The sequence below is a fragment of the Streptomyces sp. NPDC015032 genome, assembly GCF_043080425.1.
In the GTDB taxonomy this organism is placed as follows: Bacteria; Actinomycetota; Actinomycetes; order Streptomycetales; family Streptomycetaceae; genus Streptomyces.
Genome location: NZ_JBIBVN010000077.1, coordinates 1 through 14118, shown reverse-complemented (window position 1 = coordinate 14118; position 14118 = coordinate 1). Strand labels below are relative to the sequence as shown.

Genomic DNA, 14118 nt, shown 5'->3' with positions numbered 1-14118 from the left:
ACGCCTGGTGGAACGAAACGCCCCTCGCCCGCACACGTACGTCCCGCCTGGCAGCACTCGACCTTGCGGCATGAGACCAATTGGGCAACAGGGTCCGTCGATGTACTCGAAGAGCGTGAGGTTTGCTTCGGCTCTGGTGGCGAGGACGCGGCCGCGGATGCACTCGGTCTTGATGACCATCCACAGGTTCTCCGCCAGGGCGTTGTCGAACGAGTCGCCGACGGAGCCCATGGACGCCTGGATACCTGCCCTGAGCAGGCGTGTTGTGAGCTTCACGGACGTGTATTGACAGCCGTGGTCGGCGTGGTGGATGAGCTCACCGGGGGCGACTTTGCGGCTGGCCAGGGCATACTCCAGTGTGGTCAGGGCCAGGTCGGCGTCCGCGCGGGCGGAGGTTTCCCAGGCCACCACCCGGCGGGAGAACGCGTCGCGGATCGCGGACAGCCACAGCGGGCCCTCCTCGGTCGCGATCATGGTCAGGTCGGTGACCCACAGCCGGTTCGGCACGTTCGCGGTGAAGTCGCGTTGCACCAGGTCGGGGGCCAGCTCCGCGTCCGGGTTACGTCGGGTGAAGCCCTTGCCACGCCGGGGGCTGATCCCGGCCAGGCCGGCCTGGCGCATGAGCCGTTCAACGCGTTTGCGGCCGACGTGGACGCCTTCACGCTGGAGGACGGCGTGCACGCGGGGTGAGCCATAGGTCCCGCCAGAGTCGGCGTGGACCTGCCGGATCTTCCCTGTGAGCTCGGCGTCCTGGCGGCGTCGATGGCATGGCTCCTTCTCGGCCTGACGCCATCGGTAGTAGGTGGAGGAAGGGATGGAAAGTTCCCGGAGTACGGGCTCGACCCCCAGGTGCGGGTGCGCATCGACGAGCGCGGTCACCTGGGCCGGGTCGGGTCGAGCTGGGCCGCGAAAAAAGCCGAGGCCGTCCGCAGGACCTCGTTCGCCCGCTTGAGCTGGGCATTCTCCTTCCGCAGAGCGGCCAGCTCCTCACGCTCGGCGGTGGTGAGGATGTCGTCTCGCTCGCCGGTATCGGCCTCGGCCTGACGGATCCAGTTGCGCAGAGCCTCGTGGTGCACGCCGAGTTCCTCCGCCATGCGGCGGATCACAGGCTTCGGCTCAGCAATCCGGTACATCCGAACCGCACGCTCACGCAACTCCAGCGGGTACTTCCTCGGGGCAGGCATCGTATGGGCTCCTTTCGTGAAACCCATCTGCCCCTCTGTCACCCACCCCCGCATCTCGGGGGAACCTCAACTGGCCGGCACGACGACGAAGTGGCGCAGGGTGACGACGCCCCCCCGCCCTCACACACATCTGCAGAATTCCTGGAGATCGACGGATTCTTCTGCCACTCATGACCTGGCGGGCTTCCCCTCTCCCGCATGCCCGAACTCCGCACACCGCCTCGGCCGAAAGCTGCCTTCGTCAGATCGGGAACGGACGAGTGCGCCCTACGCTCTATCGATATATCGCGTGCTTCCTCGCACGTCGGCCCGAGTTGGGGCTGTTTTCCCGCGCACCATCGGTAGGGACGGCCACACGGCATGGCCCCCGTCCACAGCACATCCGCCATGAAGGGACAGATCCGTGGACCTCGACGACTTGAAGCAGCAGGCGATCCGCATCCACGACCTCTATGACGAACTGAACCGCCGTGAGCGCGGCCGAGTCTGGACACGCAGTGAGTTCATGCTCGGGTTTGTCGGAGACGTGGGTGACCTCGCAAAACTTGTCATGGCGGAGGAAGGCGCGAGAGAGATCCTGGGCGGCCGGCCTGCCCTGGAGCATGAACTCGCCGACTGTCTCTGGTCGGTACTCATCCTGGCTCACCGCTACGACGTCGATCTCAAACGCGCCTTCCAGCGCACCATGGCCGAACTCGACGAGAGGATCAGCGCCCGGCTCTCGGCGGATGGCGGCCCGGTCGCGTAGTCGCGGTACTCCGCTGACGCCCCGTAGCGGCTTCGGTCGCAAGCCGTGTTCGACAACTGAGGCACGAGCAGCATCCCCGTGTCCGGGCGGGCTGAGGAGCGGGAACACCCGGGTGTGCGGGCAGGCGGAGACGCGTCTGGACGGTGCGCTGCTGCCGTACGCCCTCAACGGCGCATGCCGGGCCGGGGCGCGGCTGCGAGCGGACCAGCATCAGGGGGCCGCGGGGTCAGACATCACGGGACGGTGGGCTGCGCGTTTATGCGGGCGAGTGTTCCTCCTCGACCGCGGCGTACAGGTGCTCGCCGTGCGCCCAGCGTTTGAGTTCGGGCCGTCCCACGAGGGTGATCCCGTGCTTCCGGGCGAAGTCAGCGCCGGGCTTGGTGAATCCGTTGAGAGCGACGATGACGGCCACGTCCGCGTGGTGCTCGGGAACAGCCGTGCCGTTGAACCGTTGCACGGCCTCGGACCCGACACGTCCGCTGTACTGCTTGCACTGCAGAACGATCTTGCGACCGGCGTCGTCCCAGGCCACGACGTCCGCACCAAGGTCTCCGGAGCCGCCGACCCGGCGGGCCCGTTCGAACCCGTCCCGAGCAAGCAAGTCGGCGCAAGCCTGCTCGAAGCCATCTGCGGTCATTGCGCCGAGCTGCTTCATCTTGAAGGTCAGGCCTCCAGTCGCTGTGACACCGGGCTCCTTGTCGTACGCCTCGTCCCCGTCGCCGCTTGTGCTGGAGTCGACGTAGACAGTCCCCCCGGAAAAGAACACAAAGGACAGCAGCACCAGCGTCCCCAGAATGATCAGTGCGAACCACCAGGGATGGTCGCTCAGCCACCCCCACACGTCCTCGCTGATCCAGCCCCAGACGTCGACACTCATCCAGTGCCATGCGTCCTCGGTCAGCCACTCCCAGACCATCTTGGCCACCGCCAGGACGAGGACCAGCCCGAGGATGAACTTCAGCACCGGGTCCAGCGACCCGTCCTCGTCGAACACCGTTCCCCCTTATCTGCCTGACGAAAGCTCCCGGCGCACCTACGCGGCGCGCCGTACGGTGGACCTGCGCGGTCTGCGGGCCGGCAGGTTTAGCAAGGTGTGGAGAGGGACGCCGTCGTCGGCCCACTGCCGCAGTCGCTCGCGGTCGACCCAGTGGACCTGATGCCGCTCGCCCCATTCCCTGGCGTCCCGGGTGAAGTCGCCGTTGGTGACGACGACGGCGATGTCGGCCCGGTGGACGGGGCCGGCGGTTCCCTTGACCTGGTACATCACCTTGGAGTCGACCTTGCCGCCGACCGTGGTGTGCTTGGCCTGGAGGACGATGCGTCCCCGCTGGGTGTGCTGGCCGATGACGTCGGCGGCCTGGTCGCCTTTCTGGCCGACCTGCCGTGCCCTCCAGCCATCGCGGACGAGCAGATCGCGCAGCGCGAACTCGAATTCTTGATCGTTCAGGGCGTCGATCTGTGTCAGCGGGATCTGCAGTGCAGCGGCCAGCGCGGCCTGTTCCTTTTGCCGGTGATGTCTTTGCAGCCCCCGCCAGCAAAGGCCCAGCAGCCCCGCGGCGGCGAGCGCGACCGCGACCGGCCACCCGCGGACCACCGAGGCCCACGCAGCGCCACCTGCTTTGACGAGCATGGTGGCCACCGCCACTGCGACATTGGCGGCCGCGACCTGCTCGTGGCGGCCGCGGGGTCTGCGCCATCGCAGCCGGATGCCGGTCACCGGTTCGGTGAAGCGGACACCGAAGGGGAGGGAGAGGCCGGCTTGTCCGCCTTGGCCTCGCCGAAGCCGAAGACCTGTGCCCACAGCCAGACCAGGGCGACGATGCCCGCGATGGTCCAGCCGCCCAGTGTCTTCGTGCGGGACCTCGGATTCCGGCGGATGTGGCGGCGGACTACGTGATACCCCTCCGGTGGCATGCGTTTCCCCTCCTGTGACCTGGCAGCCTGGTGAGGCTGCCCTTCTGGATATGGGTGTATCAGCGGCCACTGACAAAAACTGATGGATCATCAACCTGGTCGGCCCGCAGCAACCGCAAACCGGCCAGAGCGGCCCCCGCCGCCGAGCGAACGGTGGCAGTCTCCCTGCCCGGCACTGTGACCTTGATCTTTCTTGCCTTGTACGGGCTCAGGAGCGGCCCTGCCTGGCCAGGCCGATGCCGACCCGAACCCCTGGGAAGGGAACTGCCTGCATCAACACCCGTCCGATGCTTCCCCAAGAACGGTGCACAGTTGGCGCGAAAGTCGCCCCCGGCATTGGAGTGCCGCGAGGCCTGCGCGCCTGAACATGTTCGGATCCAGTCCCCGCGGCGGGCGGCGAATGTGCGGCCTCAGCGATGGGCCACCGGGAGATCCGGATGTGGTCGTTACCTGCCTGCGAGGATGCGAGCACCGTTTACCTGCCCACGGAACCCGCCGCTCGGCCCACCACAAGGGAGCTGATCAAAGAATGGTGACCCTGCGCGACCTCGTCCAGGACGACGCCTTGGCGCTCACACGTATCTACAGCGGGGCCTCCGTCCGCCACACCACCGGCCGGGAGCTCACCCTCGACCAGGCGCACCAGAAGGTCCGGGCCGCCCTGACCAGAGCGGCCGAGACGCCGCGCGGGCAGTGGAGCTGGGGCATCCTCGCCTCCGGCGAGATGATCGGCCTGATCGCCCTGCGGCGACGGTCCCCCTCCATGGGCAGCATCAGCTACATCCTCCGCGAAGACACCTGGGGCAACGGCTACGCCACCGAAGCGGTCAAGCACGTAGTTGCCTTCGCGTTCACTGCTGCCGGCCTGTCCCGCCTGGAGGCCATGCACCACCCCGAGAACCCGGCCTCCGGCCGCGTCCTGGCCAAGACCGGTTTCACCCGCACCGGCACCATTGACCGGGCCACCGACGACGGAATCGCCTTGGCCTACGAGCTCTATGCGTTGTCGGCGTCCCCAGAATCCAGATTCGCAACCAGCCCAGCCGCTCCCGTGTCCTGAACGAGTTCGCGTCGTCGCTGGCTGCTTGCTGTCTGTCCGCCACTGCCTCGGTCGACCTCGGCGTGCGGGGCGGCGGGCTTCCCTGTTCCACCGCGGAGCGGCGTGGGGCTCCACTACCGTGTACTGGCATGACGGTGCTGTTCATCAGCGCCTGGAGGGGCTAGCCAGATGGCTCAGAACGGCGAAGGCGAGGTCCCGGTCCCGCTGCCCGGAGACACCGCGCGACTGGACCAGCTCGCGGCGCACTGGCGGGACGCCGACCCGGCGGCTCGGCAGGAAGTCACCGATGCGGCTGACGCACTCCTCGACTCCCCTGATGCAGGAGCCGTTGACCAGCTGCTGGACGCTCTCCGTCGTGCGGGGATGAACCCGGATGCGGACAACGAGAGTCTCTGACGGCGTGGAGCGAGTTCTCCCTGCGGACCCGTGGCGGGCCGGCCGTGGGCGGCGATGATGACGGGCAGCGCTCGTATCCGGTGCGGTGGCAACGGGTCAGGGTGGCGAAGTTGAGCAGAGTGACCTCATGAAGCCGGCCTCCGGCGGCGATTGAGAAAGTGATGTGCCCGTCAGCTGCGCTCAGGGTGCCAGAGAGGCACTGAGGCGCCGGAGTTGGAGGTGCGCACGGGGGGAGTCGACCCGGGCGGCAAGGGTTCTGGCGGTGTGGTGGAGGCTGGCGGCCTGGTCTTGGTGACCACTGCGGTGGTGGGCGTTGGCGAGGTCGAGTACGGCGAGCATGTGATCGCGGGGGTACCCGAGGGAGACGGCGTCCACGCGGCGTGCCAGGTGCGGTTCGGCGCGCTGTGGTTGGCGGGCGGCGAGCCAGGCGCGGCCGGTGGCGGCGTCGATGGCAGGGTGGGAGAGCCATTGGCACCACCATGGTGGTTCGGATTCGGTTGCGGCCTGTTCGAGCCGGTCGTGGGCGGTGTCGCGGGCGTGGCGGAGTTGTTCGGTGTCTCCGCGGCGGCCGGCGGCGAAGAGCTGTCGCTCAGCGATGACCGCGGCGAGTGCCGGGTTGTTGCCCGCTGCGGTGTTGGTGCGTTCGGCGACCGCGAGGAATGCGGTGGCTTCGGTGTGCTGGTCGAGCCAGGCTGCCTGGTAGGCGGCCGAGGCCAGGAGGTTGCTGGTGGCCTTCCGGGTGGCTTCGGCAGGGCTTGCTTCGGCCGCCAGTCGCATGCCGGTGTGGTAGATCCGCTGGGCTTGTGCGTGACGGTTTGCGTCGAAGGACATCCAGCCGTACTGCTCGCTGAGTTCGATGAACGCGGTGTGCAGCCGGCGGGTGGCTGGTGTGTCGCTGGTCGAGCGGGTGACGACCCGGGCTGTGCCTCGCCATAGTCCGCCGGCCCAGTCCAGTCCCTCGGTGCTGCCGTCGGTGTCGTCGAGGTCCCGCAGGTCCTTGACGGCTTCTTCGATGCTGTCGACTAATCGGGCCGAGGGGCTCCCGCCATGCTGGCTGGATTGGGCAAGGGCACTGGTGGGGCCGAGGAGCATGGCCAGTGCGGGCGCGGTGGTCGCGGTGCCGGTCAGCAGCAGCAGGTTGCGGCGGTCCATCAGGTCTCCTTCGGTGATCTCTCGGAGCAGTTCGTCGATGGCGGCGTCGCCCGGTGCGTCCAGGGGTTTTCGGCGCCCGGGCACTCGGGGGGCGTCCCATCCCAGTTCTGCGGCGGTGACCGGTCTGCCGGCGGCGGTGCTCAGCACCGCGAGTGCGTCGACCTGGTTGGTCGGGTGTGGCCGAGCCGTGGGGGCTGCTCGAACCCATGGGTAGGCGGATTTGCTGCCGAGGGGACCGCAACCTCGTCGGCCCCTGCGCTCATTGATGCGGGCGACCAGCTGTTCGGGGTTCCAGCCGATCGCGCGCAGTAAGTCCGCGAGCGGGTTGGTGCCGCCGTGTTCCGGCTTCATGGTGACCCCTTTGTGGGGGGAGGTGGACCTTGGGCGGACGGTAGCAGCCCCGTGGCCCGTCCGGAACCTGGCTGCAGGCGGGGGACGGTTTAGTTAAACCGAGTTGGTCGTTCCACCCTGTCCACCTCCTGCACCTCTGTGCCCGCCGGGGTGCGGCGGGTTGTCTGTGCGGCGGGCCGGTGCTGTGCCGGCCCGCCGGACGAGGGGGATGCGTCGATGGGCGGAGAGGCCACGCGATTACGGATTGAGGCGCGTGAGGGCGGTTGGGACCTGGCCGGTTGCGCGTGGGACCGGCTCACGGAAGTGGAGGGTAAGGACACCGTCTTCGCGGCAGACATCTGGGCCCGCGAAGGATGGGCGTCGGCGGAGCTGACGCTCGGCGGGGCCGGGGCGCACCGGTTCGCCGACCGGATCGCGGTGACGTGGCTGCGTCCGGACGCGTTCGCCGCTGGAACAGCCCGCAGGGTGCTTGCCGCGGTCGCGGAGCGCGGGTTTCGGGTACTGGCGGCGCGGCCGGTGCACCTGGGCCCGGCCGGGGCCAGGGCACTGTGGGCGTACATGTGCCGGTGGGCGACGGTGGAGCGTCTGTGGCTGCTCGACGCGGTCGTCGCGCTAGGGCCGGGGCTGTTGGTGCTATGGGCCGACGACACGGACAGCCCGTTGCCGGCGTCGGCCCGGCTCACGGCCGGGAAGGGCAACGGCGCGCCGGGGCGGCGGGACGGGCAGAGTCTGCGGGATCTCGCGGGCGCTTTGAACCGGGTGCTGACGATGGTGCATACCGCTGACGAACCGGCCGATGTGATCCGGGAGCTCGCTGTGTTCTGCCCGTCGTGGCAGGAGCGGGTCCTGCTGATCGAAGAGGCGGCGACGCGGCTGGCCGAGGGAACGGCCGGCAGCTGGGAGGCCGCCTGCCGCCAGGTCGAGACGGAACTGCCCGCGCAGGCCGCCCCTGATCGGGCCGGGACGGCAGGACCGGTCGTACGTGGGCCCGGGGTGCTGTACCAGGGGGAACTGGCCGAGCGGTGGGCGGCGCTGCGGGCGGCGGCGGACACGTGGCCGTTGCTCGCCCCGTCGCCGGGCCCGGTGTCGTGGCCGGAGCAGGCAAGGAGGAATCCGTGGCGATGACCCGTGCGATGACGACGATGCCGGTGCGGCTGTGGCCGTGGTGGTCACAGCACGCCCACGACGTGGTCGGCCGGCTCCTGGAGAGCGGGGACCTTGCCGGGGCCGGGGCGGAGCACCCGCAGATCGACGCGTGTGAGCAGTTGGCGTCGCAGACGCTGGCGGCGGGGCGGCCGGTGATGATGGTGGACTCCGGCACTGCGGCCCTGGAGACGGTCTACGCCGCGCTGGGTCTGGGCCGGGGGGCCGAAGTGCTCGTGGCCTCCCACTCCTTCCGGGCCACGGTGACCGCGATGCTCCCGTCCGGGCTGGTACCGGTGCTGTGTGACGTCGACCCCGGCACCGGCGGTATCGACCTCGCCGACGCCGGGAGTCGGGTCACCGCCCGCACGGCCGCCCTGGTCGTCACTCACATGTGGGGCCGTCCGGCTGACCTGGACCGTGCCCGCGTGTTCGCCGACCGTCACCACCTGGCGCTCGTGGAGGACTGCTCGCACGCCCACGGCGCCCGGTGGCAGGGGCGGGCTGTCGGCACGGTCGGTGACGCCGCCGTCTGGTCGATGGGAACGACGAAGATGGTCTCCGGCGGCAAAGCCGGGCTGCTGACCTGTACCGACCGGCAGATGCAGGAGCGGGCTCTGGTCCTGTCCCAGCCCAAGCACAGGGCCGCAGCCCGGATTGCGAACGCCCGGATGCTCGCCCTGACGGCCACTGGCACGGGGCACAATCGGCGGGTCCATCCAGTCGCGGCCGTCCTGGTCAGCGACCACCTCTGCCGCCTGCACCACATCCTGGCCACGAAGAACGAACGGCAGACGGCCGTCGAGAAGATCCTGGCCGCCGAGCTGCCCTGGCTCCAGCCGCTTCCTGCCCCGGGAAAACCCGCCGACGGCGCCCTGTACAAGTGGCACTGGCGCAGCACCGGCCGGAGCGCCGCCGACGCCGCCCGGATCCTGTCTGCCGCAGGAATGCGCGCGCGGCTGCCGGCCGCGCCGCTCCACCTCCAGCCCTTGTTCACGGACCAGGACCTCGGTCCGCTGCTCGGGGTGCACCCGGTGGCCGACGGCGACCCGGCGTCGTTCCCCGGCACCCGCGAACTCCTGGCCGGCCTGGTGGAGATCGACACCCGCGACATGTACGAGCCCCTGCCCGACGGCGACACCGACCCGGCTGCCGCCGCGCTGGCCCGCGCCGCCTCCCTCACGAAAGGCCTGTAGATGGATCCGCTGAGTACTCCCTTCACCCTGCGTGGGACCACCGTCCGCCACCGCCTCGCCCTGCCCCCGATGAGCACGTACCAGGCGCTCGCCGGGAACCTGCCGAACCCGGCCTGGCACACCGGGCACTACGCCAGCCGGTCCGCCGGCATGGGCCTCGTCATCGTCGAAGCCACCGCCGTCTCTCCACAAGCGCCTGCCACACCTCAGGATCTCGGCCTGTGGAACGACCGCCAGGCCGAAGGGCTCGCGCAGATCGCCGCCGCCGTCACCGCGGCAGGAGCAGTCCCCGCCCTCCAGCTCTCCCACGCCGGACGCAAAGCGTCCCGCACCCGCCCGTGGGGGCCCGGAGCCGACGCCCCGATCGCCCCCGACGAGGGCGGATGGGAGCCCCTTGGCCCGTCCCCCATCCCGTTCGCCGACGGCTACCGGACGCCGCGGGAGATGACGCCCGACCAGATCGGGCTCACTGTCCAACAGTTCGCGGCCGCCGCCGGCCGGGCGGTCCACGCCGGGTTCCGCGCCGTGGAACTCCACGCCGGGCACGGCCGCCTCCTCCACAGCTTCCTGTCCCCGATCGCGAACCGCCGCACCGACGCCTACGGCGCCACGTTCGACGGCCGCACACTGCTGCTGCGCCAGGCCGTCCGCGCCGTGCGCCGGGCCCTGCCCGACGACGTGCCGCTCCTGGTCCGGATGTCCGTCACCGACCACCTGCCCGGCGGGTGGACCCTGGAGGACACCGTGCGCCTGGCCCCGCTCCTCGCCGCCGACGGCGCCGACCTCATCGACTGCACCTCCGGCGGCATCGTCCGCCCCGAGCCCCGGCCCAGCGGCCCCGCCTGGCAGGCGCCGTACGCCCGCGCCGTACGGCAGGCCGGGATCCCGACGGCCGCCGTCGGCAAGATCACAACCCTGGAACAGGCCGGGCAGCTCCTCGCCGACGGAGACTGCGACCTCGTCCTGATGGGCCGCCAGCTGCTGGCCGACCCGATGCTTCCCGCCCGGCACGCGCCCGACCTCGCCCCGGCGCCTTACCAGAGGGCCCTGGCCACGATCGGCACCGCCGACGGCCAGCTCGCCCCCGAACTGTGAGGCGACCGTGATCGTCCTCCACGACTACCAGCTCGTGTACGTACGCACCCGGAAGACGGCATCCACGTCAGTGGAGATCGCCTTGTCCCGCTTCGCCGGCCCCAACGACATCGTCACCGCGCTCTCCCCCCGGGACGAAGCCCTGCGGCGGGAAGCCGGAGGCCGGCCGCCCCAGAACCACCTCCACCCGGGCCTCATCCCCGGGCCCGAGCCCGTCGCGCCGGGCATCGCCGGACGCGTCCGGTTCCACAACCACATGCCCGGGCGCCACATACGCGCCGAGCTCGGCGACCAGTGGGACCGGTACGTCACTTTCACCGTCGAACGCAGCCCGTACGACAAGGTGACCAGCCTCTATTTCCATCGGCACCGCGCCCCCTCTGCCCGGCCACCGATCGACCACTTCATCGAGACCGGCGAGTTCGCCGACGCCCTCAACTGGCCGCTCTACACCGACACGGACAACCGCGTCATCGTCGACCACGTACTGCGCCACGAAGCCCTGCGTGAGGGGCTCGCCCAGCTCGCGGCGGCCAGCCTACCGGACCTGGACCTCCCGCGGGCCAAGGCCCATTTCCGACCGCCCAACTCGCACTACCGCGATGTCCTCACCCCGTCGGCCCGCCGCGCGATCGAGGACGTCTACGCACAGGAGTTCGACGCCCACGGCTACACCTGGTAGCCCGCGCCTGCGCAGAAATACAAGCTGGTGCGCCCCGCCGGTCTGGCGGGGCGCCCCAGTGACATGCGCTGCTACACCTCGTCGTCCGCGGCCGTAACGCCCGCCCCGGTCAGGCTCACCAGGTCCTCCATGAAAGCGGGGTAGCTGGTGGCCACGGAGTCCCACCCGGTGATGAGTGTTTCGCCCTCGGTGGCACACGCTGCGGCGACGGCGGCCGCCATCGCGAGCCGGTGGTCTCCGTGGCTGTCCACGGTGCCCGGCCGCAGCTTCGCGCCGCCCTCGATGACCATGCCGTCCTCGGTCTCCGTCACCGTCACCCCGAACGCGCGCAGCATGCCGCAGGTGTGCGCGATCCGGTCGCTCTCCTTGGCCCGCAGCTCACCTGCGCCCGAGATGACCGTGGTGCCCTCCGCGACCGCCGCGGCGACCGCGAGCACCGGCACCTCGTCCACAATGCCCGGGATATCGGCAGCTGTCAGCTCCACCGCCCGCAGCCGTGACGACCGCACCGTCAGTGTCCCCGTGACTTCGTCGAACTCGATCGCGGCTCCCATCCGCCGCAGCACACCGACGAAGTCGGACCGGCCGAACCCGGTGTAGAGGTCTTCGACGACCACGCCGCCTCCCTCGGCGAGCAGAGCGGCGACCGCCCAGAACGCAGCCTGTGACGGGTCGCCCGGCACCGCAACGTCGGTGGCGGTCAGAGGCCCGGGCTCCACCGTCACACGCGTTCCGTCGACACGGACCCGGCCGCCGAACCCGAGCAGCATCTCTTCGGTGTGCCGCCGCGTCGGGTGGGCCTCCACCACCGTGGTCGGGCCGTCGGCTGACAGCCCGGCCAGCATGATCGCGCTCTTCACCTGTGCGGACGCCACCTTCGGCACGTGGGTGATGCCGTGCAGATTCCCGCCGCGGATCACCAGCGGAGCGAGCTGGCCGTGCTCCCGACCGTCTACGCGGGCGCCCATCTCCCGCAGCGGGTCAGCGATCCGGCTCATCGGCCGGCGCCGCAGGAACCGGTCCCCCGTTAGCACCGACACCCCGTCAACGCCCGCGCACACCCCGGCCATGAGGCGGATGCCGGTCCCGGCGTTACCGGCGTCCAGTACGTCGTCCGGCTCGTGCCTGAGCGGGCCTTCCACCCGGAGTCGCCCGTGTCCGTCGTCCTCGATCACGACACCGAACCGCTCGATCGCCCTGCGCGTGTGGGTGACGTCCTGCCCTCGCGACAGGCCCGTCACCGTGCTCGTCCCGTGCGCGAGCGCCGAAAGAAGCAGTGCGCGGTGCGAGATGGACTTGTCCCCCGGCACACGCAGTGCCCCCGCAGCCGGTCCCGCACCGGTGACCCGCACCGCTTCAACAGCGTCAAAACTCATGATCTGGCTACTCCCTCGTGGTGAACGCGCTGCCGACAGGCAGCCCGCCTCGGTACCGCCACTCAACCACTCCGGCAGCCCTTCAACGGACAACTGGCCTGAAGTAGGGCGGCCGTTGAACGGGGCAGGCGTCACGCGACGTTGACGAGGGCAGACCAGGTGCCTGGGTTAGGACGGCAACATGCCTTCCTGCGGCAAAGCCCCCTCGGCGGACCTCACACAGCGCCAGGCCCAACGCCGGTGCTGGCCGGGCGCGCGCCCTCGGGTCGGACTGCGGGAAGAACGAGCCGGTCCTACGTGACGAAACGCGGCCCGGCGCGACCCAGGACGGTGGCCGCGCGCTGGGCACCGACCGACATACGCCTCCGGCAACAGGCAGGCGGAGCCCGGCCGACGAACACCGGCCCGGCCCGGACGGACGGGCGGGGCGCCGGCTGCCAGTCGCCGCGTCTACCGGGCAGGAGCCCGGCTGTGCCCGGCAGCGGCACAGGCCAGCGCGGGACGAACCCGGCGCGGAGCGGGCGGCCGGGCGCAGCTCGGGCATGCGCAGGCGTGGCCGGGCGGCGGCCGCCTGAAGGCCGTCGTGTCAGCCATGACCACAGGATGCAGGACTGGCCTGACTGTTCAAGGGAAGACACGGCTTTGCCCTGGGCAGAGGACGGTCTGCGCCCCTGTTGTCAGGGCGCCAACTTGCGCTGAGGACGCTTCACCAACGGCCAGCCTTTGCCCATTTGGCAATGTCGGTCCAGGCGAGGCAGATGGGCCCGTGGTTGGCGCCCTTGATCGCTGCCCAGAGGGCGCTGTCGCGGCCGTTATGGAGACCGAGGAACTGCTTCTACGGCATGCGGTCCTCCCACGTGTGGAGGGCGGCGCTGACCAGGGCCAGATACAGGTCACCGGGGCCGGTGCCGCCGTAGCCCCAGGTGTACTCGCTGAGGTATCTGGAAACCCTGGCCGACGGGTCCTGGCTGGCCCGGATCGTCCCGACATCGGGCCCGAACCGGGCCACGACGGATCCGCTCACGATCAGAGTGATCGACTACACGATCGATGACGACCGGGACAACCCCGAGGAATACCGGCTGCTGACCACGATCCTCGACCCTGCCGAGGCCGGCGCCGAGGACCTCGCAGCCGCCTACGCCCAACGATGGGAGATCGAGACCACCTTCGACGAACTGAAAACCCACCAGCGCGGGCCCCGCGCGGTACTGCGCTCGAAAGCCCCCGACCTTGTCCAGCAAGAAATCTGGGGACACCTGTGCTGCCACTACGCCATCCGCACCCTGATGGCCGACACCGCCGCACGTGCCGGTCACGACCCCGACAGAGTCTCCTTCGTCAAGGCCCTCCGCATCGCTCGCCGCTCAGTCGCGCAGAGCGCATTTCCCCCCTCCGAACGCTGACACGGCCGACGCGATCTGGTCTCACGCCATCCGATGGCTCACCCAACACCTCAACCCACCCCGCCGAAAGCGCTCACACCCGCGAGTCGTCAAACGCAAGGTCCTGAAATGCGCCGCCAAACGCTCCCACCACACACACTGGCCCCAACCCAAACACAGCCCCCACATCACCATCCAAATCCTCTAACTGAACGGTATTGCACCTAAAGCACATCGCCGTGGCCACAACGGAAGGCTATGCCTCGCACCCCGGCGGGGCCCAGGCCGAGCTGTTGTCAGAGGTCAACAAGCACGAGAGCGAGCGCAATCTCCAGCTGGTCCTAGGGCCTGTTATGGAAGTGGGCTTGCTGCCGACCTCCGAACCCGGACGGGCGCCCTCGGGCGCCCGTCCGGGAGGTGTCAGAGTTGACGGAAG

At 69.9% G+C, this 14118-nt stretch carries 16 protein-coding genes and 1 pseudogene; 9 read left to right on the top strand and 8 right to left on the bottom strand.

Going from position 1 to position 14118, the window contains the following annotated elements:
- Both ACF08M_RS40585 and ACF08M_RS40580 read right to left on the bottom strand, forming a co-directional pair.
- Positions 1-879: IS3 family transposase (locus ACF08M_RS40585; RefSeq protein WP_392190331.1), on the bottom strand; the 879-nt coding region annotated here is incomplete at its 3' end.
- Positions 876-1184 (bottom strand): transposase, encoded by a 309-nt coding sequence (locus ACF08M_RS40580; RefSeq protein ID WP_392190330.1) that lies wholly within the window; start codon positions 1182-1184, stop codon positions 876-878. The genes ACF08M_RS40580 and ACF08M_RS40585, both read right to left, overlap by 4 nt.
- Before the next feature lie 403 nt (positions 1185-1587).
- Between ACF08M_RS40580 and ACF08M_RS40575 the strand changes: the two genes are divergently transcribed.
- Positions 1588-1932, top strand: coding sequence for a MazG nucleotide pyrophosphohydrolase domain-containing protein (locus tag ACF08M_RS40575; RefSeq protein ID WP_392190329.1), 345 nt, complete (start codon positions 1588-1590; stop codon positions 1930-1932).
- Positions 1933-2188: 256 nt separating this feature from the next.
- Here the strand turns inward: ACF08M_RS40575 and ACF08M_RS40570 are convergent, their stop codons facing one another.
- From ACF08M_RS40570 to ACF08M_RS40560, 3 genes are read right to left on the bottom strand one after another with little or no spacing between them, the layout of a single operon-like run.
- Positions 2189-2926 (bottom strand): restriction endonuclease, encoded by a 738-nt coding sequence (locus tag ACF08M_RS40570; protein ID WP_392190328.1) that lies wholly within the window; start codon positions 2924-2926, stop codon positions 2189-2191.
- A 39-nt stretch (positions 2927-2965) separates the two neighbouring features.
- Positions 2966-3649: a restriction endonuclease gene (locus ACF08M_RS40565; protein ID WP_392190327.1), complete on the bottom strand. Its 684-nt coding sequence runs from the start codon at positions 3647-3649 to the stop codon at positions 2966-2968.
- Complete coding sequence (locus ACF08M_RS40560) at positions 3646-3846, bottom strand: hypothetical protein (RefSeq protein WP_392190326.1); 201 nt, start codon at positions 3844-3846, stop codon at positions 3646-3648. The genes ACF08M_RS40565 and ACF08M_RS40560 overlap by 4 nt, the downstream gene beginning before the upstream one ends.
- 529 nt (positions 3847-4375) lie before the next feature.
- On the opposite strand from ACF08M_RS40560, the gene ACF08M_RS40555 reads away from it, so the two are divergent.
- Both ACF08M_RS40555 and ACF08M_RS40550 read left to right on the top strand, forming a co-directional pair.
- On the top strand, positions 4376-4906 hold the full coding sequence (locus ACF08M_RS40555) for a GNAT family N-acetyltransferase (RefSeq protein WP_392190325.1): 531 nt from the start codon (positions 4376-4378) through the stop codon (positions 4904-4906).
- A 168-nt stretch (positions 4907-5074) separates the two neighbouring features.
- The gene (locus tag ACF08M_RS40550; RefSeq protein ID WP_392190324.1) at positions 5075-5302 is read left to right on the top strand and encodes a hypothetical protein; all 228 of its coding nucleotides are present in this window, start codon (positions 5075-5077) and stop codon (positions 5300-5302) included.
- 180 nt (positions 5303-5482) lie between these two features.
- Here ACF08M_RS40550 and ACF08M_RS40545 read toward each other — a convergent pair whose 3' ends face one another.
- Positions 5483-6805 carry an XRE family transcriptional regulator gene (locus tag ACF08M_RS40545; RefSeq protein ID WP_392190323.1) on the bottom strand — a complete coding sequence of 441 codons (1323 nt, stop codon included), beginning with the start codon at positions 6803-6805 and terminating at the stop codon, positions 5483-5485.
- 303 nt (positions 6806-7108) lie between these two features.
- On the opposite strand from ACF08M_RS40545, the gene ACF08M_RS40540 reads away from it, so the two are divergent.
- From ACF08M_RS40540 to ACF08M_RS40525, 4 genes are read left to right on the top strand one after another with little or no spacing between them, the layout of a single operon-like run.
- Positions 7109-7930, top strand: coding sequence for a hypothetical protein (locus ACF08M_RS40540; protein ID WP_392190322.1), 822 nt, complete (start codon positions 7109-7111; stop codon positions 7928-7930).
- A complete protein-coding gene (locus tag ACF08M_RS40535; protein ID WP_392190332.1) occupies positions 7927-9144 on the top strand; it encodes a DegT/DnrJ/EryC1/StrS family aminotransferase in 1218 nt (405 codons plus the stop codon). Before ACF08M_RS40540 ends, ACF08M_RS40535 begins: the two co-directional genes overlap by 4 nt.
- The gene (locus ACF08M_RS40530) at positions 9145-10239 is read left to right on the top strand and encodes a tRNA-dihydrouridine synthase (protein ID WP_392190321.1); all 1095 of its coding nucleotides are present in this window, start codon (positions 9145-9147) and stop codon (positions 10237-10239) included.
- 7 nt (positions 10240-10246) lie between these two features.
- Positions 10247-10921 (top strand): hypothetical protein, encoded by a 675-nt coding sequence (locus ACF08M_RS40525; RefSeq protein WP_392190320.1) that lies wholly within the window; start codon positions 10247-10249, stop codon positions 10919-10921.
- 71 nt (positions 10922-10992) lie between these two features.
- Here ACF08M_RS40525 and aroA read toward each other — a convergent pair whose 3' ends face one another.
- Entirely contained in the window at positions 10993-12297 is a 1305-nt protein-coding gene (gene aroA / locus ACF08M_RS40520) for a 3-phosphoshikimate 1-carboxyvinyltransferase (protein ID WP_392190319.1), read from the bottom strand.
- Positions 12298-13132: 835 nt separating this feature from the next.
- Complete coding sequence (locus ACF08M_RS40515; RefSeq protein ID WP_392190333.1) at positions 13133-13321, bottom strand: hypothetical protein; 189 nt, start codon at positions 13319-13321, stop codon at positions 13133-13135.
- On the opposite strand from ACF08M_RS40515, the pseudogene ACF08M_RS40510 reads away from it, so the two are divergent.
- Positions 13236-13703 (top strand): annotated as a pseudogene (locus tag ACF08M_RS40510) (transposase); the annotation flags it as partial. The gene ACF08M_RS40515 and the pseudogene ACF08M_RS40510 overlap by 86 nt on opposite strands.
- Positions 13704-13921: 218 nt before the next feature.
- The coding region (locus ACF08M_RS40505) for a hypothetical protein (RefSeq protein ID WP_392190318.1) at positions 13922-14118 on the top strand (197 nt) is incomplete at its 3' end.